Annotated in this window: 21 protein-coding genes; 18 read left to right on the forward strand and 3 right to left on the reverse strand. The window is 73.4% G+C overall.

The window, feature by feature from the left end:
- Positions 1 to 236: 236 nt before the first annotated feature.
- Entirely contained in the window at positions 237 to 422 is a 186-nt protein-coding gene (rpmB, locus tag ACIRST_RS35125) for a 50S ribosomal protein L28 (RefSeq protein WP_014138233.1), read from the reverse strand.
- A gap of 303 nt (positions 423 to 725) precedes the next feature.
- Here rpmB and ACIRST_RS35130 point away from each other — a divergent pair, with 303 nt between their 5' ends.
- The 10 genes from ACIRST_RS35130 (at position 726) to mutM (ending at position 10762) form a co-directional block, all read left to right on the forward strand.
- Positions 726 to 2459 carry a DAK2 domain-containing protein gene (locus tag ACIRST_RS35130; protein WP_402807609.1) on the forward strand — a complete coding sequence of 578 codons (1734 nt, stop codon included), beginning with the start codon at positions 726 to 728 and terminating at the stop codon, positions 2457 to 2459.
- A 72-nt stretch (positions 2460 to 2531) separates the two neighbouring features.
- Positions 2532 to 4757, forward strand: coding sequence for an ATP-dependent DNA helicase RecG (gene recG / locus ACIRST_RS35135; protein WP_402807611.1), 2226 nt, complete (start codon positions 2532 to 2534; stop codon positions 4755 to 4757).
- A gap of 105 nt (positions 4758 to 4862) precedes the next feature.
- The gene (locus ACIRST_RS35140; protein WP_350524609.1) at positions 4863 to 5396 is read left to right on the forward strand and encodes a hypothetical protein; all 534 of its coding nucleotides are present in this window, start codon (positions 4863 to 4865) and stop codon (positions 5394 to 5396) included.
- Between the two features lie 122 nt (positions 5397 to 5518).
- Entirely contained in the window at positions 5519 to 6100 is a 582-nt protein-coding gene (gene rsmD / locus ACIRST_RS35145) for a 16S rRNA (guanine(966)-N(2))-methyltransferase RsmD (RefSeq protein ID WP_350524608.1), read from the forward strand.
- A gap of 50 nt (positions 6101 to 6150) precedes the next feature.
- On the forward strand, positions 6151 to 6642 hold the full coding sequence (gene coaD / locus ACIRST_RS35150) for a pantetheine-phosphate adenylyltransferase (protein WP_350524607.1): 492 nt from the start codon (positions 6151 to 6153) through the stop codon (positions 6640 to 6642).
- A 217-nt stretch (positions 6643 to 6859) separates the two neighbouring features.
- On the forward strand, positions 6860 to 8035 hold the full coding sequence (locus tag ACIRST_RS35155; protein WP_402807614.1) for an ATP synthase F0 subunit B: 1176 nt from the start codon (positions 6860 to 6862) through the stop codon (positions 8033 to 8035).
- A gap of 163 nt (positions 8036 to 8198) precedes the next feature.
- Complete coding sequence (locus ACIRST_RS35160; RefSeq protein WP_350524605.1) at positions 8199 to 8843, forward strand: DUF177 domain-containing protein; 645 nt, start codon at positions 8199 to 8201, stop codon at positions 8841 to 8843.
- Between the two features lie 2 nt (positions 8844 to 8845).
- Positions 8846 to 9019, forward strand: coding sequence for a 50S ribosomal protein L32 (gene rpmF, locus ACIRST_RS35165; protein ID WP_030275709.1), 174 nt, complete (start codon positions 8846 to 8848; stop codon positions 9017 to 9019).
- Positions 9020 to 9039: 20 nt separating this feature from the next.
- Positions 9040 to 9828, forward strand: a complete 789-nt coding sequence (gene rnc / locus ACIRST_RS35170) for a ribonuclease III (RefSeq protein ID WP_350524604.1) — start codon at positions 9040 to 9042, stop codon at positions 9826 to 9828.
- A gap of 55 nt (positions 9829 to 9883) precedes the next feature.
- A complete protein-coding gene (gene mutM / locus ACIRST_RS35175; protein ID WP_350524603.1) occupies positions 9884 to 10762 on the forward strand; it encodes a bifunctional DNA-formamidopyrimidine glycosylase/DNA-(apurinic or apyrimidinic site) lyase in 879 nt (292 codons plus the stop codon).
- A gap of 6 nt (positions 10763 to 10768) precedes the next feature.
- On the opposite strand, the gene ACIRST_RS35180 is transcribed toward mutM, so the two are convergent.
- Positions 10769 to 11692: a hypothetical protein gene (locus tag ACIRST_RS35180; protein ID WP_350524602.1), complete on the reverse strand. Its 924-nt coding sequence runs from the start codon at positions 11690 to 11692 to the stop codon at positions 10769 to 10771.
- 320 nt (positions 11693 to 12012) lie between these two features.
- On the opposite strand from ACIRST_RS35180, the gene ACIRST_RS35185 reads away from it, so the two are divergent.
- From ACIRST_RS35185 to ftsY, 5 genes are all read left to right on the forward strand, one after another.
- A complete protein-coding gene (locus ACIRST_RS35185) occupies positions 12013 to 13365 on the forward strand; it encodes a hypothetical protein (protein ID WP_402807619.1) in 1353 nt (450 codons plus the stop codon).
- Between the two features lie 129 nt (positions 13366 to 13494).
- Positions 13495 to 13794, forward strand: coding sequence for an acylphosphatase (locus ACIRST_RS35190; RefSeq protein ID WP_350524600.1), 300 nt, complete (start codon positions 13495 to 13497; stop codon positions 13792 to 13794).
- A gap of 414 nt (positions 13795 to 14208) precedes the next feature.
- Entirely contained in the window at positions 14209 to 14412 is a 204-nt protein-coding gene (locus ACIRST_RS35195) for a hypothetical protein (protein ID WP_045702518.1), read from the forward strand.
- 159 nt (positions 14413 to 14571) lie between these two features.
- Positions 14572 to 18201 (forward strand): chromosome segregation protein SMC, encoded by a 3630-nt coding sequence (gene smc / locus ACIRST_RS35200; protein WP_402807622.1) that lies wholly within the window; start codon positions 14572 to 14574, stop codon positions 18199 to 18201.
- A gap of 48 nt (positions 18202 to 18249) precedes the next feature.
- Positions 18250 to 19494 (forward strand): signal recognition particle-docking protein FtsY, encoded by a 1245-nt coding sequence (gene ftsY / locus ACIRST_RS35205; RefSeq protein WP_350524598.1) that lies wholly within the window; start codon positions 18250 to 18252, stop codon positions 19492 to 19494.
- Between the two features lie 94 nt (positions 19495 to 19588).
- Here the strand turns inward: ftsY and ACIRST_RS35210 are convergent, their stop codons facing one another.
- Entirely contained in the window at positions 19589 to 20281 is a 693-nt protein-coding gene (locus tag ACIRST_RS35210; protein WP_350524597.1) for a bifunctional DNA primase/polymerase, read from the reverse strand.
- A 634-nt stretch (positions 20282 to 20915) separates the two neighbouring features.
- On the opposite strand from ACIRST_RS35210, the gene ACIRST_RS35215 reads away from it, so the two are divergent.
- From ACIRST_RS35215 to ACIRST_RS35225, 3 genes are all read left to right on the forward strand, one after another.
- On the forward strand, positions 20916 to 22370 hold the full coding sequence (locus ACIRST_RS35215; RefSeq protein ID WP_350524596.1) for a hypothetical protein: 1455 nt from the start codon (positions 20916 to 20918) through the stop codon (positions 22368 to 22370).
- Between the two features lie 298 nt (positions 22371 to 22668).
- The gene (locus tag ACIRST_RS35220; protein WP_350524595.1) at positions 22669 to 24114 is read left to right on the forward strand and encodes an ammonium transporter; all 1446 of its coding nucleotides are present in this window, start codon (positions 22669 to 22671) and stop codon (positions 24112 to 24114) included.
- Entirely contained in the window at positions 24114 to 24452 is a 339-nt protein-coding gene (locus tag ACIRST_RS35225) for a P-II family nitrogen regulator (RefSeq protein ID WP_350524594.1), read from the forward strand. Before ACIRST_RS35220 ends, ACIRST_RS35225 begins: the two co-directional genes overlap by 1 nt.
- Positions 24453 to 24559 lie beyond the last annotated feature (107 nt).

The following is a 24559-nucleotide window of genomic DNA, read 5'->3' on the forward strand; positions in this document are numbered from 1 at the left end:
GCCGCGTCCGGGCCCCGGGGGGGCCGGTGCGGGGGCGCGGTGTCCCCGTGGCCCCGTACCCCCGGGACGCCGGGGGGGCGTTGCCCCGGCGCGCGGCGCGCCCGGGGGGCCCCGGGCCGGGGCCCCCCCCACCACCGGTGAGTCCGGAATACGGCGTTGCCGGCCGTGGAAACAGCGAAGCCGGCCCATCCGAGGATGAACCGGCTCACTGGAGGACCGGCATGCCGGTCTGCGCGTCAGCGCGAGACCTTACCGGCCTTGATGCACGAGGTGCAGACGTTGAGCCGCTTCGGCGTCCGCCCAATCACAGCGCGCACCGTCTGGATGTTGGGGTTCCAACGACGGGGGGTACGGCGGTGAGAGTGGGAGATGCTGTTGCCGAAGCCCGGCCCCTTGCCGCAGACGTCGCAGTTGGCAGCCACAGGAGTCACTCCAAGACTTCAGATCAGATACTTTCGAAAACCCCGCCCACCCACCGGAGCACTCACGTGAACCAGACCGGATAAGGGGGTGAGCCTGGACGGTTCCAGGCAACCGGAAGAGCATACAACGCTTGCTTCCGTCCCACGAAACTACCATGACCGGCCGAGTGATCGCTCGGGCCGCCGGTCCGGACGGCCCACTCCGCCCCGCCCCCGATAGCCTGCCGGTATCACCCCTCGCCGCCGCCTCGAAGGTGCTGCCGCCCCACGGGCCGTCGCGGCGTCCCATCCGGAGGAGACCTGGTGCTGCACACGCTCGACGCGCCGGCCGTGCGCAGCTGGTGCCAGCTCGCCCTGCGCGCGCTCGGCCAGGCCCGCGAGGAGATCGACGCGCTCAACGTCTATCCCGTCCCGGACGGCGACACCGGCACCAACCTCTACCTGACCGTCGAGTCCGCCGCCGCCGAGGTGGAGAGCCGCTTCGCCGACCCCGCCGCCGACCCGGCCCCCGGACTGGCCGACGCGGTCCAGGCGATGGCCCGCGGCGCGCTGGTCGGCGCCCGCGGCAACTCCGGCGTGATCCTCGCCCAGTGGCTGCGCGGCACCGCCGAGACGCTCGCCGAGGGCGGCGGCGCCGAACAGCTGCGGGCCGCCCTGCAGCGGGCCGCCGACTCCGCCTACCAGGCCGTCGCGGAGCCCGTCGAGGGCACCCTGCTGACCGTCGCCCGGGTCGCCGCCCGGGAGGCCGTCCGGGCCGGGGACGGGCTCGCGCAGGTCGCCGACACCGCCTACCGGGCGGCCCGGGACGCCCTGCGGCACACCCCGGAGCAGCTCGCCGTGCTCGCCGAGAACGGCGTCGTGGACGCCGGCGGGCGGGGCCTGGTCGCCGTCCTCGGCGCACTCGCCGACGCCGTCGCCGGGCAGCAGCCGATGGGGCCGGTCGCGCTGCGCGGGGACGTCCGGGCCGTGGCGGGCTGCGAGGCGCACGTCCGCCCACCCGTCACCCGCCACCACCCTTCGCTCGGATCGCTGCGCGATGCCCCCTTCGCCGTCACCCGCCACCACCCTTCGCTCGGATCGCTGCGCGATGCCCCCTCCGTGGGCCCCGGCCACCCCGCGTTCGAGGTCATCTACCTGCTGGACGCGCCCGACGAGGCGCTCCCCGTGCTGCGCGAGCGGCTCGGCGCGCTCGGCGACTCCCTGGTGGTCGGCGGCGGCGACGGCCTGTGGAGCGTGCACGTCCACGTGGACGACGCGGGCGCCGCCGTGGAGGCCGGGGTCGAGGCCGGGCGCCCGCACCGGATCCGGATCACGCACTTCGCCGAGGCCGCCGCCAGGGCCGGCACCGCCACCGAGCGCGGCGAGCGCGAGGAGCGGGCGCGCGCGGTGCTCTCGGTGGTCTCCGGCGAGGGCCTGGCCGAGCTGTGCGTGCAGGCCGGCGCCGTCGTCCTGCACGCCGACCCGGACCGGCCGCCGGCCAGCGCCGAACTCGCCGCCGCCGTCCGCCGCTCGGCCGCCCGCGAGGTCGTCCTGCTGCTCAACGACCCGGAACTGCGCGCCGCCGCCGGCGCCGCGGCCGACCAGTTGCGCGAGGAGGGCGTCCGGATCGCCGTGCTGCCCACCCGCTCGCCGGTGCAGGGCCTGGCGGCGCTCGCGGTGCACGAGGGCGGCCGCCGCTTCGACGAGGACGTGGTCGCCATGACCTCCGCCGCCGGGGCCACCCGGTACGCCGAACTCGCCGTCGCCGAGGGGGAGTCCTGGACGATGGCCGGGGTCTGCCAGGCCGGGGACGTGCTCGGGCTGATCGACGGCGACGTCGCGGTGATCGGCACCGGCCTGGAGGAGGTCGGCGCGAGCGTGCTGGACCGGATGCTCGGCGCGGGCGGCGAACTCGTCACCCTGGTCCTGGGCGACGGCACCGACGAAGCGCTGGCCGAACGGCTGGTCACGCACGTGCGGCACGGGCGGCCCGAGGTGGACGCGGTGGTGTTCCACGGCGGGCAGGAGTCGGCGCCGCTGCTCATCGGCGTGGAGTAGCGGCCCGTCCGGGCGCGGCGGCGGGCGGCGCGAGGCCCGGTTCGTCGGTCCCGTGGTGTAAACAGGGCCCTGATGGGCGCTCTCGATGAACCACTGACCAAACTCGTCGGCGACCGCACCGCGAAGGTGCTCGCCGACAGCCTCAAGCTGCGCACGGTCGGGGACCTGCTGCACCACTATCCGCGCCGCTACGTCGAGCGCGGCCAGCTCACCAGCCTGGACGACCTGGAGATCGACGAGCACGTCACCGTGCTGGCCCGGATCGAGAAGGTCACCCTGATCCCGTTCCGCGGCCGCAAGGGCGACCGCCTGGAGGTCGTCGTCACCGACGGCCGCAGCCGGCTCTCGCTGGTCTTCTTCAACCAGGGCTGGCGGCAGAAGGAGCTCAAGGCCGGCGCCCAGGGCCTGTTCGCGGGCAAGGTCGGCGTCTTCAACCGCAGCCGCCAGCTGGTCTCGCCCGACTACCAGCTGCTCGACGAGGAGGCCGGCTCCGACGCCGCGAAGCAGTTCGCCGGCCGGCTGATCCCGGTGTACGGCGCCAGCGCGCAGATGCCCAGCTGGAAGCTGTCGATCTGCATCGAGACCGCGCTCACCAAGCACCTCGGCGACGTCGGCGAACCGCTGCCCGCCGAACTGCGCGAGCGCCACGACCTGATCCCGCTGCCCGAGGCGCTGGAGCTGATCCACCGCCCGCGCAGCCAGGCCGACCGCGAGCGCGCCCAGAGCCGGCTGCGCTGGGACGAGGCCTTCGTCCTCCAGGTCGCCCTGGCCCAGCGCCGGGCCGCGGACTCCGCACTGCCCGCCAAGCCGCGCAAGGCCCGGGCGGGCGGCCTGCTGGACGCCTTCGACGCCCGGCTGCCGTTCACCCTCACCGAGGGCCAGCAGAAGGTCTCCGCCGAGATCGCCGCCGATCTGGCCACCGAGCACCCGATGCACCGGCTGCTCCAGGGCGAGGTCGGCTCCGGGAAGACGCTGGTCGCGCTGCGGGCGATGCTCGCCGTGGTGGACGCGGGCGGCCAGGCCGTGCTGCTCGCGCCCACCGAGGTGCTCGCCCAGCAGCACCACCGCTCGATCGTCGAGATGATGGGGGACCTCGCCGAGGGCGGCATGCTCGGCGGCTCCGAGCACGCCACCCGGGTGGTGCTGCTGACCGGCTCGATGGGCACCGCCGCGCGCCGCCAGGCGCTGCTGGACATGGTCTGCGGGGACGCCGGGCTCGCCATCGGCACCCACGCGCTGATCGAGGACAAGGTCGAGTTCCAGGACCTCGGCCTGGTGGTGGTCGACGAGCAGCACCGCTTCGGCGTCGAACAGCGGGACGCGCTGCGCGCCAAGGGGCAGCAGCCGCCGCACCTGCTGGTGATGACGGCCACCCCGATCCCGCGCACCGTCGCGATGACCGTCTTCGGGGACCTGGAGACCTCCGTCCTGGACCAGCTGCCGGCCGGCCGTTCGCCGATCTCCACCCATGTCGTCCCCGCGCTGGAGAAACCCAACTTCCTCACCCGGGCCTGGGAGCGCGTCCGCGAGGAGGTCGACAAGGGCCACCAGGCGTACGTGGTCTGCCCCCGGATCGGGGACGAGGAGCCCGCAGCCGATCCGAAGGCCGCGAAGAAGAAGCGGAAGGCGGCCGAGGAGGACTTCGAGGAGGTCGCCGACGCCGGCGCCGCGAGCGACGAACGGCGGCCCCCGCTCTCCGTGGTGGAGACCGCGGAGAAGCTGGTCAAGGGGCCGCTCGCCGGTCTGCGGGTGGAGATCCTGCACGGCCGGCTGGCGCCCGACGCCAAGGACGACGTGATGCGCCGGTTCGCCGCGGGGGAGGTGGACGTGCTGGTCGCCACCACCGTCATCGAGGTCGGCGTCAACGTCCCCAACTCCACCGCGATGGTCATCATGGACGCCGACCGCTTCGGCGTCTCCCAGCTCCACCAGCTGCGCGGCCGGGTCGGCCGCGGCAGCGCACCGGGCCTGTGCCTGCTGGTCAGCGAGATGCCCGGCGCCAGCCCCGCGCGCGCCCGGCTGGACGCGGTGGCCGGCACCCTGGACGGCTTCGAGCTCTCCCGGATCGACCTCGAACAGCGCCGCGAGGGCGATGTGCTGGGCCAGGCGCAGTCCGGGGTGAAGTCCTCGCTCAAGGTGCTCTCGGTGCTGGAGGACGAGGAGGTCATCCTCACCGCCCGGACCGAGGCCACCCGGCTGGTCGCCGAGGACCCGGAGCTGGCCGCCCACCCGGAGCTGCGCACCGCCCTGGAGAGCCTGCTCGACGAGGACCGCGCGGCCTACATGGAGAAGGGCTGAGCGGCCCCTCGGGCGAGCCGGATTGTCAGACCCCCGGGAGAGAATGAAGGTGTTCAGGGCGCACCTCCAAGGTGCGTACCTGGCACGACACTTGGGGGTCCTGCCATGGCATTCCGTCATCTCAACGAGCTCCCGCTGGGCGACAAGGTCTTCCGGATCGAACTCGCCAGCGACGACGACCGCGAGGTCACCCTCACCCTCACCGGCTGGCGCGAGGGGGCGGCGGCCGCGCCGCTCGCCTCGGGCAAGCTCCGCCTGCCGGTCGAGGACGTCGCCTCGCTGCGGATCGCGCTGAACCGCGCGCTGCGCGCACTGGCGATCGTCGCCGACGTCTCCGAGCCCATCCCCGACCGCGACGTGCTGCGCGAGCTGTACCCCGGCCACGGCGCCCCCTGGGTCCCGCAGCACGAGGAGGAGCTGGTCCGGCGCTTCCACGACGGCGAGACCGTCGCCCGGATCGCCGCCCGCTTCGGCCGTACGCCCGACTCCGTCCGGACCAAGCTGCGCGAGCTCGGGCACGACCCGCGCCGCCCCGAGTTCTGCCCGCCCGACGGCTGCCTGTCCTGGTCCCGTTACGCCTCGCCGGCCCTGCTCGGCGGGTCGGTCCCGGGCCAGTCGGTGGGTTCCGAGGCGAGCTGACCACCCGAGTGCGCGGGTGCGGCCCGGTGGAGCCGTCCACCGGGCCGCACCCGCTCGGTGTGGGGCCGGTGCGGCGGGCGGGATAGCGTGGTCGGGCAGCGACGAAAGGACCTCCCACCACCATGACCCGCGTGATCGCCGGGGCGGCCGGCGGCCGCCGGCTGGCCGTACCGCCCGGCCGGGGCACCCGACCGACCTCCGACAAGGCCCGCGAGGCGATGTTCTCCACCCTGGAGGCGCTGCGCGGCACCGTGCACGGGGCCCGGATGCTCGACCTGTTCGGCGGATCGGGCGCGGTCGGGCTGGAGGCGCTGTCGCGCGGCGCCGAGCACGTCCTGCTGGTCGAGGCGGACAACCAGGCGGCCCGGGTGATCCGGGAGAACGTCCGCACGCTCGGCCTCCCGGGCGCCGAGGTGCGGGCCGCGAAGGCGGAGAAGGTGATCGCCGGCCCGCCCCCGCAGAGCCCGTACGACCTGGTGTTCCTCGACCCGCCGTACGCCGTGACGGACGCGGAACTCCGCGAGATGCTGATCACACTCCTGGCCGGGGGCTGGCTGGCGGAGGACACACTCGTCACCGTGGAGCGCAGCACCCGCGGCGGCGAGTTCGACTGGCCCGGGGGTTTCGAGGGACTGCGCTCCCGCCGCTACGGCGAGGGCACGCTCTGGTACGGTCGCGCCGCCGCGGCCGACCAGCAGGAGTAGCGGGCCGCGGGCCCGCAAGAGCCGTCACCCCACGAGGGAGCACACACGCCATGCGCCGAGCCGTCTGCCCCGGGTCGTTCGACCCGATCACCAACGGTCACCTGGACATCATCGAGCGGGCCTCGAAGCTCTACGACGTGGTGCATGTCGCGGTCGCGATCAACCGGAACAAGCAGGGCATGTTCACCATCGAGGAGCGGATCGAGCTCATCGAGGAGACCACCGCCAAGTACGGCAACATCGTGGTCGAGTCGCACCTCGGCCTGCTGGTGGACTTCTGCCGGGAGCGCGGCATCCCGGCGATCGTCAAGGGCCTGCGCGCCGTCAGCGACTTCGACTACGAGCTGCAGATGGCCCAGATGAACCACGGGCTGACCGGCGTCGAGACGCTGTTCCTGCCGACCTCGCCGACCTACAGCTTCCTCTCCTCGACGCTGGTCAAGGAGGTCGCCTCGTACGGCGGCGACGTCTCGCACCTGCTGCCCGAGACGGTGCACCGCCGGCTGGTCGAGCGGATCGCGGAGCGCAAGGCCGAGCAGTAGGCGGAGCGGTGGGCGGCCGGTCGGCCTCCCGGGGCAGGACGTCCCTTTCTGCCGGTTCGTCACGTCTTGTCCGATGGCCGGGAGGCCGGTTCGGCTCGGGTGTTGTGACCGTGCCCCGAGGTGGCCGTACAGTCTGTAGTCCTGCCCTGCGGTGAGGTCCACCGCGCCGGGCCTGCCTCCGCCGGACCGTCGGCGGCACACGGAAAGACGAAGCCCCGTGGACGTGCAGAACAAGGTCGACGAGATCGTGGCGGCGGTCGAGAACGCCCGCTCGATGCCGATGTCGGCCTCCTGCGTGGTGAACCGGGCCGAGCTGATCGGCCTGCTCAACGACCTCAAGGCGGCCCTGCCCGCCGAACTGGCCCAGGCCCAGTCGGTGATGGCCGACCACGAGCAGGTGGTGGCCGGTGCCCAGGCCGAGGCCGAGCTGATCATCCAGGGCGCGCACGCCGAGCGCGGCTCGCTGATCTCGGACACCGAGGTGGTCCGCCAGGCGCAGTCCCAGGCCGACCGGATCCTCGCCGAGGCGCGGTCCGAGGTCGACACCAAGCGGGCCGAGGCCGACGACTACGTGGACAGCAAGCTCGCCAACTTCGAGGTGGTGCTGACCAAGACGCTCGGCGCGGTCGGCCGCGGCCGCACCAAGCTGCGCGGGGACTCCGGCGTCTTCGAGACCGAGCACGACGGCGAGACGGACGGCGAGGAGTTCCGGCCGCAGCGGATCAGCCCGAGCCCCGAGGTCGACGAGTACGTCGATGTGAAGCTGGCCACGCTGGAGAACGTGCTCAGCGCCACCCTGGAGGCCGTCGGCAAGGGCCGCGACAAGCTGCTCGGCAAGCGGCCGATCGACGAGCTGGGCGCCTACCTGGCCGCCGCCGACGAGGCGCAGCAGGCCAAGGAGCGGGCCGAGGCGGTGGCGGCGGGCTTCGCCACGGACGCCGACGGCGAGGACATCGCCTGGTACCGCGAGGACGTCCCGCAGCAGCAGACCTGGCCCGAGCAGACCCCGGCCGCGGCGGGCTGGCAGGACCCCGGCGCCGACCAGTACGCGGCCGCCGCCCAGCAGCAGGGCGGCCAGTACGCGGAGGTGTACGGCGGCGGCTACGACCCGGCCGCCCAGGGGGACCCGTACAACACCCAGTGGGGCGGGCAGCAGGACGGCTACCAGCAGCAGGGCTACCCGGCCCAGCAGCAGGACGGCTACGCCTACCAGCAGCACCAGCACCACCAGCAGCAGGGCTACGGCGCGCAGCAGTACGACGGCTACAACTACCCGCAGCCGCCCGCCGCCCCGCCGGCCGTGCCGCAGCAGCAGCAGGGCCTGGACGAGACCAGCTTCTTCGACACCAGCATGATCGACATGACCAGGTTGCGGGAGCTCGGCGGCCGCTGAGCGGACCGTCGCGGAGTCTCCTGACGGGACCGAAGTTGGGCCTGGCGGGAGACTCCGGTAGTCTGACCACTCCGGCATCCCCATGTCCGGCCGTCGGCTTGCCCGCGCAAGGTCGACCTGTATGGGGAATCTTTCGATCGTTTCCAATGGAAGTCAGGACACCGTGAACCGCCTCGACCACCGCGACCCCCTCGTGTTCGACACGCACGAGCTCGGTCGTCGCCCGGGTTCGATGCGCAAGGTGTCCCGGACCCTGGAGGCCCCCGAGGGCTTCGGGATCATCGATGTGATCGGTGTTCCGGAGAAGAGCCCGATCGAGCTGGAGCTCCGCCTGGAGTCCGTGGTCGAGGGCGTGCTGGTCACCGGCACCGCCGACGCCCACGTCGAGGGCGAGTGCGTCCGGTGCCTGGAGCCCGTCGAGTTCGACGTCGACGTGGACTTCCAGGAGCTGTACTACTACCCGGAGTCCGACGAGCGCCATCGCGCCCGGACCACCGGGACCGAGGACCTCGACGAGGACTCGGAAGAAGAGACTTACCGCCTGGAGGGCGACTTCTTCGACCTCCAGCCGGTGCTGCGTGACGCGGTGGTGCTCGCACTGCCGCTGCAGCCGGTGTGCCAGGAAGACTGCCTGGGCCTGTGCTCCGAATGCGGAGCGCGCCTGAGCGACGACCCGACGCACCACCACGACGCCGTCGACCCCCGGTGGGCGGCTCTGCAGGGACTCTCCGCCGCCCCCGGCGACGAGGGTGACGGGATCAAGACCAGCGACACCCGTGAGGGTCTCGCCGAGAACCAGGAGAAGTAGCCGTGGCTGTTCCGAAGCGGAAGATGTCGCGCAGCAACACGCGCCACCGCCGGTCCAACTGGAAGGCCGTTGCCCCGGCCCTCGTGGCGTGCGACCGCTGCCACGAGCCGAAGCTCGCGCACATCGCGTGCCCGAGCTGCGGCACGTACAACCGTCGCCAGGTCCTCTCGGTCTGATCGGCGGGGTGTACGGATCGATGTCGGACGGTAACTCCACCCGCAAGGCGTCCTCCGCCCCGAAGGGTTCTTCGGGCGGCGGCAAGGCCGGCGGGCCGGCTTCGACCGAATACGACGTCCTGGAAGGGCGCCTCGGGTACACGCTTGAGCGCGCCCTTCTGGTACGTGCACTGACCCACCGCTCGTACGCGTACGAGAACGGGGGTCTGCCCACCAACGAGCGCCTGGAGTTCCTCGGCGACTCGGTGCTGGGCCTCGTGGTGACCGACACCCTCTACCGCGTCCACCCGGACGTCCCGGAGGGCACGCTCGCCAAGCTGCGCGCCGCGGTGGTCAACTCCCGCGCGCTCGCGGACGTCGGCCGGGGTCTGGACCTCGGCACGTTCATCCGCCTCGGCAAGGGCGAGGAGGGCACCGGCGGCCGCGACAAGTCGTCGATCCTCGCCGACACCGTCGAGGCCGTGATCGGGGCCGTCTACCTGGACCAGGGTCTGGACGCCGCCACCGACTTCGTCCACCGCCTGTTCGACCCGCTGATCGAGGAGTCCTCTCAGCTGGGCGCCGGCCTGGACTGGAAGACCAGCCTGCAGGAGCTCACCGCCTCGGTGGGCATCGGGGTTCCCGAGTACGTGGTCATGGAGTCCGGTCCGGACCACGAGAAGACCTTCACCGCGGCGGCCCGGGTGGCCGGCGAGGACTTCGGCAGCGGCGTCGGCCGCTCGAAGAAGGAAGCCGAGCAGAAGGCCGCCGAGAGCGCCTGGCGCGCGATCAAGGAGAAGTACGCCGACCGGCTTCCCGCCGGGGCGTGATCGCGAAGTAGCCTTTCCTCCTGCGGATCCGTATCGAAGCAGGAGGCTCCTTCCCGTGCCCGAACTCCCCGAGGTCGAGGTCGTCCGCCGCGGTCTGGCCGCCTGGGTCGCCGGTCGGACCGTCGCCGACGTCCAGGTGCTGCACCCGCGCGCGGTGCGCCGCCAGCCGGCCGGTCCGGTCGACTTCACGGCCCGGCTGACCGGCACCACCCTCGGCACCGCGCAGCGGCGCGGCAAGTACCTGTGGGTGCCACTGACGGGCACCGGCACGGGCTTCTCGCTGATCGGCCACCTCGGGATGAGCGGCCAGCTGCTCGTCCAGGACCCGTCGGTGCCGGACGAGACGCACCTGCGCGTCCGGCTGCGCTTCGCCGACGGCGGGCGCGAACTGCGCTTCGTCGACCAGCGGACCTTCGGCGGCCTGGCGGTCGAGGAGGCCGAAGAGGGCGACCCGGAGGGCACGCCCGTCTCCATCGCGCACATCGCCCGCGACCCGCTCGACCCGCGCTTCGACGACGGGGCCTTCGTGGCCGCGCTGCGCGCCAAGCGCACCACCGTCAAGCGCGCGCTGCTCGACCAGACCCTGATCAGCGGTGTCGGCAACATCTACGCCGACGAGGCGCTGTGGCGCTCCAGGCTGCACTACGACCGCCCGACGCCGACGCTGACCCGCCCGCAGGCCGCCGTCCTGCTGGCCAACGCCCGGGACGTGATGACCGCGGCGCTCGCCGTCGGCGGCACCAGCTTCGACAGCCTCTACGTCAACGTGAACGGCGAGAGCGGCTACTTCTCCCGGGACCTCGACGCCTACGGCCGCGAGCACGAGCCCTGCCGCCGCTGCGGCACCCCGATCCGGCGGGCGGCCTGGATGAACCGCTCCAGCTACTTCTGCCCCCGCTGCCAGCGCGTGCCGCGGGCCCGCAGCGGGGGCTGACCCGGCCTACTTGCGGCCGGCGAGCTCGGGATGCCCGGCGTCCGCCCCGTCGGGGGCGCCGTGGGTGTCCTGGCCGAAGTAGGCGACCCCGACCGCGGACACCACCGCGAGCAGGAAGCCGACCACGCCGAGCCAGCCCAGGCCGGCCTTGGAGGAGTCGCCGAGCCAGATCACGCCGACCGCGCCGGGCAGGACCGTCTCGCCGACCACAAGTGCGGCCGTCGCGCCGTTCACCGAGCCGATCTGCAGGGCCACGGTGTGGATGTACATGCCGCCGAGGCCGCCGACCAGGATCGCGTACAGCGCCGGGTCGGACAGCAGGGCGCCGAGCTCGAACGGGTCGACGCCGTTCAGGATGCGCACGCCGACGCCCAGGGCGCCGAAGCCGAGGCCGGAGAGCAGACCGGCGACGATCGCGCCGTTCGCGCCCATCCGGCGCACCAGCAGGCTGCCGCCGCCCAGCACCACGGTGGTGATGATCAGCAGCCACCAGTGGAAGGACATCGCCGCGTGGTGGCCGCCCTCCGGGCCCGCCGAGACGGCCAGCAGCACCAGCGCCGAGCAGAGCACGCCGATCGAGGCCCACTCCAGCTGCTTGAGCCGCAGGCCCAGCAGCTTGATGCTGAGCAGCGCGGTGATCACCAGGTTGGCGCTGATGATGGTCTGGGAGAGGAACAGCGGCAGCAGCCGGGCGGCCAGTGCGCCGAGCCCGAAGCCGATCAGGTCGAGCACCGTGCCGAGGATGAACTCCCAGGTGACGGCGGCCTTCGCGGTCGAGGACAGGCTCGGTCCGCCGTGCTCGGTGGTCGAGGTGGTGGCGCCCTTGGCGGCCTCCTCCCGGGCGGAACGGCGGGATCCGACGGCCTGCAGGACCGAGCCGGTGCCGTAGCAGGCGGATGCCGCCACGGCGGTGACGAGGCCGATGATCACCAAGTGCTCCGATCGGGAGGTGGGTCGAGAACGGGCTGGGTAAAGGAAAGGCAATGGGACCGGTGGTCCGGGACCACTATGCCCGTTCGCCCGGTACGGTCGGCACGCCTTCTGCGGCGCCCCGGAGCCGGGCCGGGCCCGCCCGGACCTACGTCCGGGGGCCTGCGGCGGTTCCCCCGCCCCGCCCGCGTCAGGGTCGGCCGGGGGGAACATCATCCCCGGGAAGGGGACCTGACCCGGCGGACGGCGGGGTGTTCCGTCCCTACCAGTATGCGAAGGGTATGGCGTGCTCCGACGCCGCTCACGGTAGCGTCGGGGACATGAGAACCCTTGCACGACGGTCCCGGGGCACCGGGCCGCTTGCCCTGGTGGCGGCGCTGCTCGGGCTGCTGCTCCTGCTGGCGCCGGCCGCCTCGGCCGCGGGCGGGCTGAGCGACGCCTCCGCCGCCCTCAAGAAGGGCAAGGTCTACGTCGACCCGGCGATGACCGACCGCTTCAGCCAGGCCCAGGCGGACGCCCTGACCAAGAAGATCGACAAGGCCGACAAGCCGATCTTCATCGCGGTCGTGCCCGACTCGCCGGCCTACGGCAAGGACACCGTCTTCAAGGACCTGCGGACCATGGTGGGCGTCGACGGCGTCTACGGGATCTGGCGCGGCAACCAGTTCGCGGCCCGGGCCGACCGCGGCGCGCTGGGCGCCGGCCTCCCGGAGCGGATCTCCGGCGCCGCCTTCCGCGCCCACAACGGCGACATCGACGCCACCCTGAACGACTTCGTGGACCAGGCGGCCCCGCAGACCAAGGGCGAGGGCGTCAACCACAGCACCTCGATCGCCTGGGTGGTCATCCCGGTCGTGCTGGTGGCCCTGGCGGGCGCCGGAGTCTTCCTCCTCTTCCGCCGCGCCAAGAAGCGCAAGGAGGAGCAGGCCCGGGCCGAGCTGGAGCAGGTGCGCCGGGTGGTCGACGAGGACATCACCGCCTTCGGCGAGGAACTGGACCGGCTCGACTTCGATCCGGCCGCTGCGGACGCCGACGACGCCCAGCGCACGGACTACACCCACGCCCTGGACGCGTACGAGAAGTCCAAGCGCCTGATGGAGGAGGCCAAGCGGCCGGACGACGTCAAGCAGGTCACCGAGGCGATCGAGGACGGCCGGTTCGCGCTGGCCACCCTGAGCGCCCGGCGGGACAAGCGCCCGCTGCCCGAGCGCCGGCCCCCGTGCTTCATGGACCCGCGCCACGGCCCGTCCGTCAAGGACGTCGACTGGGCCCCGGCCGGCGGCTCCGCCCGCTCCGTCCCGGTCTGCCAGGCCGACGCGGACCGGGTGGCGGCCGGCCTCGACCCGGCGGTCCGCACCGTGGACACCGAGTACGGCCCGCAGCCGTACTGGAACGCCGGCCCGGCGTACGCCCCGTACGCGGGCGGCTACTACAGCAGCTTCGGCGGCGGCCTGCTGCCGGGCCTGCTGGTCGGCACCATGCTCGGCTCGATGATGAGCACCCCGGCCTACGCGTCGCCGATGATGGACGGCGACCACGGCTACCAGGACCAGTACGAGGGCGGCGACTACACCGGGGCCGACTTCAACGCGGGCGACTTCAGCGGCGGAGACTTCACCAGTGGTGGTGACTTCAGCGGCGGCGGGGACTTTGGAGGCGGCGGGGACTGGTAGTCCCGGCCCGCACGCCCGACCCGCTCGCTCGACCCCACGCGGCCCCGCCGGTTCCTCCGGCGGGGCCGCTCCCGTGTGCGGGGCCCGGCCCGGGCGGTGACCGGGCACGCGGGCGGCTAGGGTCGGGGCATGCACGGTCGCGACGCCCACAGTGAGGAACCGGTCCGGGTCACCGCCTGGGTCCGGGGGAAGGTCCAGCAGGTCGGGTTCCGCTGGTGGACCAGGGCACGGGCGCTGGAGATCGGCTTGACCGGCTACGCGAGCAACCTCGGCGACGGCCGGGTGCAGGTCGTCGCGGAGGGTCTCGCGGCCGACTGCGAGCAGTTGCTGGCCCGGCTGCGCGGCCCCGGGACCCCGGGGAACGTCAGCGGCGTGACCGAGATCTGGACGGCCGTCGGCCCTGGTTACGAGGGTTTCGAGATCCGCTGAGCCGCCGCCCGCGGGCCCGCCGCCGGGCCCGTCGGGAAAAGATCCGGAACCGGCGGTGTCACGAGGTTGCCATCCGGGCAGACTCGTGGTTGACTCCGCATCGAACGATGATCCACGAGCACGTGGTGGACCCCTCCCGAAGACCCCCCAGGCGTGACCACACCGCCGGGCAGGTGACAGGGGCGCGGTAGCGTGCGGTGATCGTGTTGACCCTTTCCGTCTTTGGTGAGACGCTGGAAGCCCGCGCACACGACCGCGTCAATCCGGCAGGCGCATGCCCCCGTGAGCCCAGCTCACGGTGGTTGTGCCGTAGTGCCCAGCCAGCACTTCCGGCGGCGCGCCGCGCGTGCGTCCCCCTTCCCCCTAGACCTGAACCATTCCGGTTCGGTCACTCAGCGTGGAGGACCATTCATCATGGCAAAGGCGCTTCTCGGGTACGTCGGCGGCCCCGACCCGCGAATGCTCTCCGAGATGCGACGGCTCCAGCAGCGCGTCCAGGACCTTGAAGCCGAGCTCCTTCGGATGCAGGCTGAGAACGACGCTCTCACCGCTGTCGCTGACGAGCACTCGCTGCTCAACAGCATCGATCTGGATCAGCGGGAGCCGGCTCTCACCTGAGTCCCGCCCGGTCCTCGCAGATCGACGCCGCTGTGCACTGAGCCGCCCCGAAAGGGACGCAGCTTGCAAGGGACGCCCTGATGTGGCGTCCCTTCGTCGTGTCCGACTCCGGATACAGTCGCTCGCTGGGCCCCGGCGAGCGATGAGGAGACCGGCCGCGTGCACCTGAAGAGTCTGACGCTGCGCGGGTTCAAGTCCTTCGCCTCCAGCACCACCCTGCGCTTCGAGCCGGGCATCACCTGCGTGGTCGGCCCGAACGGCTCCGGCAAGTCGAACGTGGTCGACGCGCTGTCCTGGGTGATGGGCGAGCAGGGGGCCAAGTCGCTGCGCGGCGGAAAGATGGAGGACGTCATCTTCGCCGGGACCAGCGGGCGCGCCCCGCTCGGCCGCGCCGAGGTCAGCCTCACCATCGACAACGGCGACGGCGCCCTGCCGATCGACTACGCCGAGGTGACCATCACCCGGACGATGTTCCGCAACGGCGGCAGCGAGTACGCGCTCAACGGCGAGACCTGCCGCCTGCTGGACATCCAGGAACTGCTCTCCGACTCCGGCATCGGCCGCGAGATGCACGTCATCGTCGGGCAGGGCCAGCTGGACTCCGTCCTGCACGCCGACCCGATGGGCAGGCGCGCCTTCATCGAGGAGGCGGCCGGCGTCCTCAAGCACCGCAAGCGCAAGGAGAAGGCGCTGCGGAAGCTGGACGCGATGCAGGTCAACCTCAACCGGGTCCAGGACCTGGTGGCCGAGCTGCGCCGCCAGCTCGGGCCGCTCGGCCGGCAGGCCCGGATCGCCCGCCGTGCCGCCGGGATCCAGGCTGAGCTGCGCGACGCCCGGCTGCGCCTGCTCGCCGACGACCTGTCCACGCTCCGCCAGGCCGTCGAGGCCGAGGTCGCGGACGAGCTGGCGCTGCGGCTGCGCCGGACCACCGTCGAGCAGGAGCTGGCCCGCGCGGTGCAGCGCGAGCACGTCCTGGACGCCCAGGTCCGGCAGCTCGGGCCGAGCCTGGAGACCGCCCGGCAGACCTGGTACCGGCTCTCCGCGCTGGCCGAGCGCACCCGCGGCACCGTCGGGCTGGCCGAGGCACGGGCCCGGCACGCCGCCGCCGGGGGACGGACCGAGGAGCGGCGCGGACGCGACCCGCAGGAGCTGGAGCGGGAGGCCGCCGGGATCCGCGAGGAGGAGGCGGCGCTGGCCGAGGCGCTGGAGGAGGCCCGGTACGCGCTGGCCGAGGCGGTCGAGCGCAAGGACGGGCTGGAGCGCGAGCTGGCCGCCGAGGAGCGCCGGCTGCGGGACGCCGCCCGGGCCATCGCCGACCGGCGGGAGGGCCTGGCCCGGCTGCAGGGGCAGGCCGCCGCCGCCCGCTCCGAGGCCGCCGCGGCCCAGGCCGAGATCGGACGGCTCGCCGAGGCCCGGGACGAGGCGCTGCTCCGCGCCGAGGCCGCGCAGGGTGAGCTGGACGAGCTCCAGCAGCAGGTGGACGGTGCGGCCGGCGACGACGAGCAGGCCGAGGCCGGGCACCAGGAGGCGCGGGAGCGCCTGGCCGCCGTCGAACGGGAACTCGCCGCCGCCCGGGAGGCGGCCGGCGCCGCCGAGCGCGAGCGGGCCGGGCTCACCGCACGGCACGAGGCGCTCTCGCTGGGGCTGCGCCGCAAGGACGGCACCGGCGCGCTGCTGGCGGCGGGGGAGCGGCTGGGCGGGCTGCTCGGCCCGGCCGCGGCGCTGCTGCGGATCGAGGCCGGGTACGAGGTGCCGGTCGCGGCGGCGCTCGGCGCGGCGGCCGACGCGGTGGCCGTGGAATCGCCGACCGCCGCCGCCGAGGCGCTGCGGCTGCTGCGCGCCGACGACGCCGGGCGGGCCGCGCTGCTGATCGCCGGTGCCGGCGAAGTGGCCCACGGGGCAGGGGAGTTGCCGGACGGGGCCCGCTGGGCCGCCGAACTCGTCGACGGTCCGCCCGAGTTGCTCGCCGCCGTGCGCCAGCTGCTGGCCGGGGTGGCGGTGGTCGCGGACCTGGACGCGGCGCTGCGCCTGGTCGCCGGGCAGCCCGCAGGGCCGGCAGATCCTGCCGGGCGCCGTGGACTGCCCGCCGTCACCGCCGTCACCGCCGACGGGGACCGGCTGGGCGCCGGCTTCGCGCACGGCGGCTCCAGCGGCGCGCCGAGCCTGCTGGAGACCCAGGCCGCGGTGGACGAGGCGGCCCGCGCGATCGGGGAACTCACCGTCCGCTGCGCCGAGTCGGCCGAGCTACTGGCCGAACTCACCGATCGGCGAGGGGAGTCGGCCGCCGAGCTGGAACGGCTCGGCGAGCTGCGGCGGCAGGCGGAGAAGGAGCGGGCCCGGGTCGCGGGCGCGCTCGGCCGCCTCGGCGGGCAGGCCCGCGCCGCCGCCGGGGAGGCCGACCGACTGTCGGCCGCCGCCGCGCGCGCCGAGCAGGGCCTGGCCGATCTGCTGGACACCGCCGAGGAGTTGGCGGAGCGCCTGGCCGCGGCCGAGGAGTCGGCGGACGCGGGGGAGGACGAGCCGGACACCGCCGAGCAGCAGCGGCTGGCGGAGGCGGCGAGCAGCGCCCGGCAGGCCGAGCTGGAGGCCAGGCTGGCGGTGCGCACCCACGAGGAGCGGGTCCGCGCGCTGGCCGGGCGGGCGGACCAGCTGGACCGGGCCGCCCGGGCCGAGCGCGAGGCCCGCGACCGGGCCGCGGAGCGCCGGCGCCGCGCCGAGCACGACGCCGGGGTGGCGAACGCCGTCGCGACCGGCGCCCGGCAGCTGCTGGCCTGCCTGGAGGTGTCGCTGGCCCGCGCGGACGCCGGGCGGGAGGCCGTCGAACGGGCGCGCGCCGAGCGCGAGGAGGAGCTGCGGGAACACCGCGAGCACGGCCGCGGCCTCAAGGAGGAGCTCGACAAGCTGGTCGACGCCGGGCACCGGGACGAGGTGCTGCGGGCGGAGAAGCGGCTGCGGATCGAGCAGCTGGAGGCCCGCGCGCTGGAGGAGTTCGGCATCGACGGCGGCGAGCTGCTCGCCGCGTACGGACCGGACCGGCCCGTCCCGCCCGCGACGCCCGAGGAGGGCCAGGAGCCGGGGGAGCCGTACCCGTACGTCCGGGCCGAGCAGGAGAAGCGGCTGAAGGCCGCGGAGAAGGCGTACCAGCAGCTCGGCAAGGTCAACCCGCTGGCGCTGGAGGAGTTCGCCGCGCTGGAGGAGCGGCACCGGTTCCTGGGGGAGCAGCTGGACGACCTCAAGCGCAGCCGGCGCGACCTGCTGGACATCGTCCGGGACGTGGACCAGCGGGTCGAGCAGTTGTTCACCTCGGCGTACCACGACACGGCCGCCCAGTTCGAGGGCGTCTTCGCCCGGCTCTTCCCGGGCGGGGAGGGCCGGCTGGTGCTGACCGACCCGGACGACATGCTCGCCACCGGGGTCGAGGTGGAGGCCCGCCCGCCGGGCAAGAAGGTCAAGCGGCTGTCGCTGCTGTCCGGCGGCGAGCGCTCGCTGACCGCGGTGGCGCTGCTGGTGGCGATCTTCAAGGCCAGGCCCAGCCCGTTCTACGTGATGGACGAGGTGGAGGCGGCACTGGACGAGACCAACCTGCGCCGGCTGATCGGGATCATGGAGGAGCTGCGGGAGAGCTCCCAGCTGATCGTGATCACCCACCAGAAGCTGACCATGGAGTCCGCCGACGCGCTCTACGGCGTGACGATGAAGGGCGACGGCATCTCGCAGGTGATCAGCCAGCGGCTGCGGGAGGAGCACCGGGAACGGCGGCCGCGGACGGTTCGGACCGTATCGGCGTAGTCCGGCTGCGGTCCATCCGGGCTCCGGTCGCGGATACTGGTTGGCGTTATGGAATACGTGATCCTTGCCGTAGTCATCGCCGTGATCGCCATCGGTGCGATCGCGGGCCTCGTCGTTTCCGGCAGACGACGCCAGCAGCTGCCCCCGAAGTCGCAGGCGCCGGTCATCACGGCGCCGAAGCCCACCCCGCAGGAGCCCCAGGTCGGCGAGGAGTCCGCGCCGCCGACCGAGGAGCCCAGGCGCACCGTCGAGGAGGTGGAACTCCCGGCGGAGCCTCCGGCCGCCGAGGCTCCCGAAGCTCCCGAGGCCGTCGAGGTCGTCGAGGTCGAGCCTTCCGAGGCCGAGGCGGCTCCCGCCGTCGAGGTCCCCGAGCCCACCGCCGGCCGGCTGGTCCGGCTGCGCTCGCGGCTCTCCCGATCGCAGAACTCGCTCGGCAAGGGCCTGCTCTCGCTGCTCTCCCGCGAGCACCTGGACGAGGACACCTGGGAGGAGATCGAGGACACCCTGCTCACCGCCGACGTCGGCGTCGCCCCCACCCAGGAGCTGGTCGAGCGGCTGCGCACCCGGGTGAAGGTGCTCGGCACCCGCACGCCCTCGGAGCTCCGCGGGCTGCTGCGCGAGGAGCTGGTCGAGCTGATCGGCAAGGACGCCGACCGCAGTGTCCGCTCCACCAAGCACGAGGAGGGCCCGGCCGTGGTCCTGGTCGTCGGCGTCAACGGCGTCGGCAAGACCACCACCACCGGCAAGCTGGCCCGCGTGCTGGTCGCCGACGGCCGCACGGTGGTGCTCGGCGCCGCCGACACCTTCCGTGCCGCCGCCGCCGACCAGCTGCAGACCTGGGGCGAGCGGGTCGGTGCGCGCACCGTGCGCGGCCCGGAGGGCGGGGACCCGGCCTCGATCGCCTTCGACGCGGTCAAGGAGGGCATCGCCGAGGGCGTGGACACCGTGCTGATCGACACCGCCGGCCGACTGCACACCAAGACCGGCCTGATGGACGAGCTGGGCAAGGTCAAGCGGGTCGTCGAGAAGCACGGCCCGGTGGACGAGGTGCTGCTGGTGCTGGACGCCACCACCGGCCAGAACGGCCTGATCCAGGCCCGGGTGTTCGCCGAGGTGGTCGACATCACCGGCATCGTGCTGACCAAGCTGGACGGCACCGCCAAGGGCGGCATCGTGGTCGCGGTCCAGCGCGAGCTGGGCGTGCCGGTCAAGCTGATCGGCCTGGGCGAGGGCGCGGACGACCTGGCGCCGTTCGAGCCGGGCGCGTTCGTGGACGCGCTGATCGGGGACTGAGGCTCCCCGCCGGCCTCCCGCAGGCCGCTCTTCCGAAGGGTCCGCTCCGCTCGGGGCGGGCCCTTCCGGCTGCCCGGGTCCGGGCGGGGGCCTGCTAGGAAGCGATCCAGGCCGGCTCGGCGGTGCGCTCGCGGCCGCGGTGGCACGCGTAGGCGAGGGTGCCGAGCAGCAGCCGGGCCTCGGGCGGGCAGCCGGCGTTGTCGCGGGTGGGGCGGCGCAGCCAGCGGACCGGGCCGAGGCCGCCGAGGACGGTCGGCGGGGCGGCGACGTAGCTGCCCTCGCCGTGGCAGGTGAGGTCGAGCGCCGCGTCGTCCCAGCCCATCCGGTAGAGCAGGTCGGGCAGGCGGCGGGCGGTGCCGGCGGCGACCAGGAACTGCAGCCGTCCGGTGGGGGCGGAGAGCACCGGGCCGACCTGGGTGCCCATCCGCTCCAGCCGGACCAGCGCCTGCAGGCCGGCCTGCTCGGGGACGTCCAGCACGTCGAAGGCCCGGCCGGTGGGGAACAGGACCGAGGCCTCGGCCCGCCCGGTGCGGGCCCGGCCCTCGCCGCCCGGTACGGGGTGCAGGCCGGGCGCGGCGCAGCGGGCGGCTCCGCAGGGACAGCGGGTCGGGGCGGTGGCGCCGGAGCCCGGGGTGCCGGTGGCCGGGTCGCCGGTGGCGACAGCCCAGCCCCAGCGGCCGGTGTACTCCGCGGCGGCCTGGGACGCGGTGACCTTGGTGCGGCGGCGCGCGCCCAGCGGTGCCAGCCGCAGGCTCCCCAGTCGAAGTTCGCCGAACAGGTTGTCCATGCCTCCCCCAACAGGTTCTCGTTGCCGATGGTTACGGGACGGTGACTGTGTGTCGATTGTCAGGTGTGTGGTGCGTAGTGCGGTGGCGGCGCGCAGCGCGTGGCGTGCGCCTGTTCCGGTGGTGCGCCTCGGGCGCCGCCTTGTGGGGGCGGCGCGGATGCCGGATCGTCGTGTGCGCGAGACTGTTGCCGCCCGGAGTGGGCGCTGAACTCGCCTGTGGCTGCGGTGGATTGCTGGCCCTGCCGGGTCTCCCGGGATGGTCCGGGCGACTTGGCGGCCCGCATATGCCGGACCGTCGGGACTACCTAGTGAAGCGTGTGCCCCCTGACTTCGGTTCACTCCTGGGGGTGGCGAAAGGTGGCGTTTCGCCAGGGGCGCTCCCGCGGGCACCTCGCGGGGCATTACGTTCAGCACGCGGATGCCGTCGGGATCCCGCTCCGGGCCGCCGGAGAGCGGGAGTTGGGAATCTGACGGATCGTCCGCGACGATGGCACGCCAGTGCGAGGGCGCGGTACGGCACCACCACGGGCGCGGCAGGCAGCACGCACGGCAGGCACGTCTGGCAAGAGCCCGCAACCGTCGGGCGGTCACGATCGGGGGCCCCGCGAGGGGCCGGGCGGGATGGGACGTTCCCATGGCAGAGAAGCAACCCAATGAGAAGCTGACCACGTGGTTCGCCCGCAGCGGTTGGTCCAAGGGCGAGTTGGCGCGCCAGGTCAACCGACGGGCCCGGCAGATCGGCGCCCACCACGTGTCCACCGACACCTCCCGGGTGCGCCGCTGGCTCGACGGCGAGCAGCCGCGCGAGCCGATCCCCAAGATCATGTCCGAGCTCTTCTCCGAGCGCTTCGGCTCGGTGGTCTCGATCGAGGACCTCGGCCTGCGCGCCGCGATCCCGGTCTCCACCGTGGGCGGCGGCGTCGACCTGCCGTGGAGCGGTCCGCAGACCGTCCAGCTGATCAGTGACTACTCCCGCAGCGACCTGATGCTCAACCGCCGGGGCTTCCTCGGCACCTCGCTGGCGCTGACCGCCGGCGCCGCGCTGATCGAGCCGATGCAGCGCTGGCTGACCCCCGGCCCGACCGGCATCCCCACCCCGATCCTCACCGCGGCCAACGGCGGCGAGGCGTTCACCGGCCGGCTCTCCGAGCCCGAGCTGGAACTGCTGGAGCAGACCACGGTCATGTTCCGCCAGTGGGACGCCCAGAACGGCGGCGGGCTGCGCCGCAAGGCCGTCGTCGGCCAGCTGCACGAGGTCACCGACCTGCTCCAGGAGACGTACAACGAGGACACCACCCGGCGGCTGTTCCGGCTCACCGCCGAGCTCGCCCACCTGGCCGGGTGGATGTCGTACGACGTCGGGATGCACCCGAGCGCGCAGAAGTACTACGTGCTGGCCCTGCACGCGGCCAAGGAGGCCGGCGACCGCCCGTTCGGCGCGCTGATCCTCACCGACATGAGCCGCCAGATGATCCACCTCAACCGGGGCGAGGACGCCCTGGAGCTGATCCACCTGGCGCAGTACGGCAGCCGTGACACCGCCGGCCCGCGCCAGCAGTCCCTGCTGTACGCGATGGAGGCGCGGGCCTACGCCACCATCGGGGAGGTGAACCGCTGCGCCCGGGCGGTCCGGCTGGCCGAGGACACCTTCACCGACATCCGCGACGGCGACGACGAGCCGGACTGGCTGAAGTTCTTCTCGCCGGCCGAGCTGAACGCCGAGAACGCGCACTCCTTCCGCGACCTCGCGTACCACTCCGACAACGCCCAGCTGTACGCCTCGCTGTCGGCGCCGGTGATGGAGCGCGCGGTCGACCTGTTCCGCCGGGACGGCGACCACGTGCGCTCGTACGCCTTCAACCTGATCGGCATGGCCAGCGTGCACCTGCTGCAGAAGGAGGCCGAGCAGGCGGCGGTGATGGCCGAGCAGGCGGTGGACATCGCGACCAAGGTGCGCTCGGAGCGGCTGAACTCCCGGGTGCGCAAGACCACGGAGGCCGCGGCCGCCCGGTTCCAGGGCGTGGACGCGGTGAGCCGGCTCAAGGAGCGGGTCGTTCAGGACATCCCGGAGTACGTCTCGGTGGTCTGATCGGCGCACCTCCCGGGCACTTCCCGGACTCCACCGACCGTGCCGGCCGCCGCCGTCGCGGTCGGTGGTTCCCGCGTGGGCGGGGCCGGGCGCGCGGCGGCACGGTAGCCCGTCCGGGCGGTTCCGGGGCTGTGGTTCACGCAGCCGTAACCCGCGCGTCGCACGCGTCACGGTCGCGAAACAACCGGCCGCACTGGCCGAAACCAGCCTTCGGCACGCTCCTCTTCAACGCCGACACCCCGGGTGGCACGGGACAGGTACCCGGGTGCGGATCGGCTTGGACGCAGAGGAGACGCCGATGCCGGACGGCTTCAGCGCGGGCGACACCGCCTTCGTGCTCATCAGTGCAGCCCTGGTCATGCTCATGACCCCGGGCCTGGCCTTCTTCTACGGGGGCATGGTCAGGGCCAAGAGCACCCTGAACATGCTGGCGATGAGTTTCCTCTCGCTCGGCATCGTCACAGTGCTCTGGGTCCTCTACGGGTACTCGCTCAGCTTCGGGCCGGACTCCTTCGGCGGGCTGATCGGCAACCTGGACTTCCTGGGGATGCGCGGCATCGGCCTGAACGAGCTGACCGGGACCATCCCGGTCACCGCCTTCGCGATGTTCCAGCTGATGTTCGCGATCATCACCCCGGCGCTGATCAGCGGCGCCATCGCGGACCGCGCCAAGTTCGCCGCCTGGGGCCTGTTCATCGCGCTCTGGGTGACCGTCGTCTACTTCCCGGTCGCGCACTGGGTGTTCTTCTTCGACGGCGGCCACGGCGGCTGGCTGGGCGACCGGAACGGCGTGATCGACTTCGCCGGCGGCACGGCCGTGCACATCAACGCCGGTGTGGCGGGTCTGGCGCTCTGCCTGGTGCTGGGCAAGCGGGTCGGCTTCAAGAAGGACCCCATGCGCCCGCACAGCCTGCCGCTGGTGATGCTCGGCTCCGGCCTGCTGTGGTTCGGCTGGTTCGGCTTCAACGCGGGCTCGGCGCTGGCCGCCAACGGGGTCGCCGCGATGGCGATGGTCAACACGCAGGTCGCCACCGGCGCGGCGCTGGTCGGCTGGCTGGTCTTCGAGAAGCTCAAGCACGGCGCCTTCACCACGCTCGGCGCCGCCTCCGGCGCGGTGGCCGGACTGGTCGCGATCACCCCGGCCTGCGGCTCGGTCAGCCCGCTCGGCGCGGTCGCGATCGGTCTGGTCGCGGGCGCGGTCTGCGCCGCCGCCGTCTCGCTGAAGTACCGCTGGGGCTTCGACGACTCGCTCGACGTGGTGGGCGTGCACGCGGTGGGCGGGGCGATCGGCTCGCTGCTGGTCGGCCTGTTCGCCACCGGTGGGGTCGGCCAGACCGCCAAGGGCCTGTTCTACGGCGGCGGGCTGGGCCAGCTCGGCAAGCAGGCGATGGGTGTGGCCGTGGTCGCGGCGTACTCCTTCGTCCTCTCCTGGCTGCTGGCCAAGGCGGTCGACAAGCTGGTCGGCTTCCGGGTCGCCGAGGAGGTCGAGGTGGCCGGCATCGACCAGGCCGAACACGCCGAATCCGCCTACGATTTCAGCGCTGTCGGGGCGGGCCTGGCCCGCGCCCTGTCGGGTCCGGCCGCGGCCGCCGCGCCGGCCGGTCCGACCGGCGGTGCGTCCCTCGGTTCGACGGCCGGGTCGTCCGCCGCGAAGCCCGCGCCGACGGCAGCACCGAAGTCCGCCGAGAAGCCCACCGAGAAGGCCGCCGGAAAGGCCGCCGAGAAGACCGAGGTCGACGCCTGATGAAGCTCATCACCGCCGTGATCAAGCCGTACCGCCTGGACGAGGTGAAGGCCGCCCTGCAGGCCTTCGGGGTCCACGGCCTGACCGTCACCGAGGCCAGCGGCTACGGCCGCCAGCGCGGCCACACCGAGGTTTACCGGGGCGCCGAGTACACGGTGGACCTGGTACCGAAGGTCCGGATCGAGGTCCTGGTCGAGGACGAGGACGCCGACGACCTGATCGACGTCCTGGTGAAGGCCGCCCGGACCGGGAAGATCGGCGACGGCAAGGTCTGGAGCATCCCGGTCGACACCGCCGTACGGGTCCGCACCGGCGAGCGCGGCCCGGACGCCCTGTAGCCCCCGCCCGTCGGCGGGCCCGTGATCCCTCCGGGGGCCGCGGGCCCGCCGACGGCGTACCCCGCTCGGCCGAACCGCACCGCACCGGATGCCCGGCGCACCGCGGG

Origin of the sequence: Kitasatospora sp. NPDC101447, from assembly GCF_044767225.1 — a bacterium.
Classification (GTDB): Bacteria; Actinomycetota; Actinomycetes; order Streptomycetales; family Streptomycetaceae; genus Kitasatospora.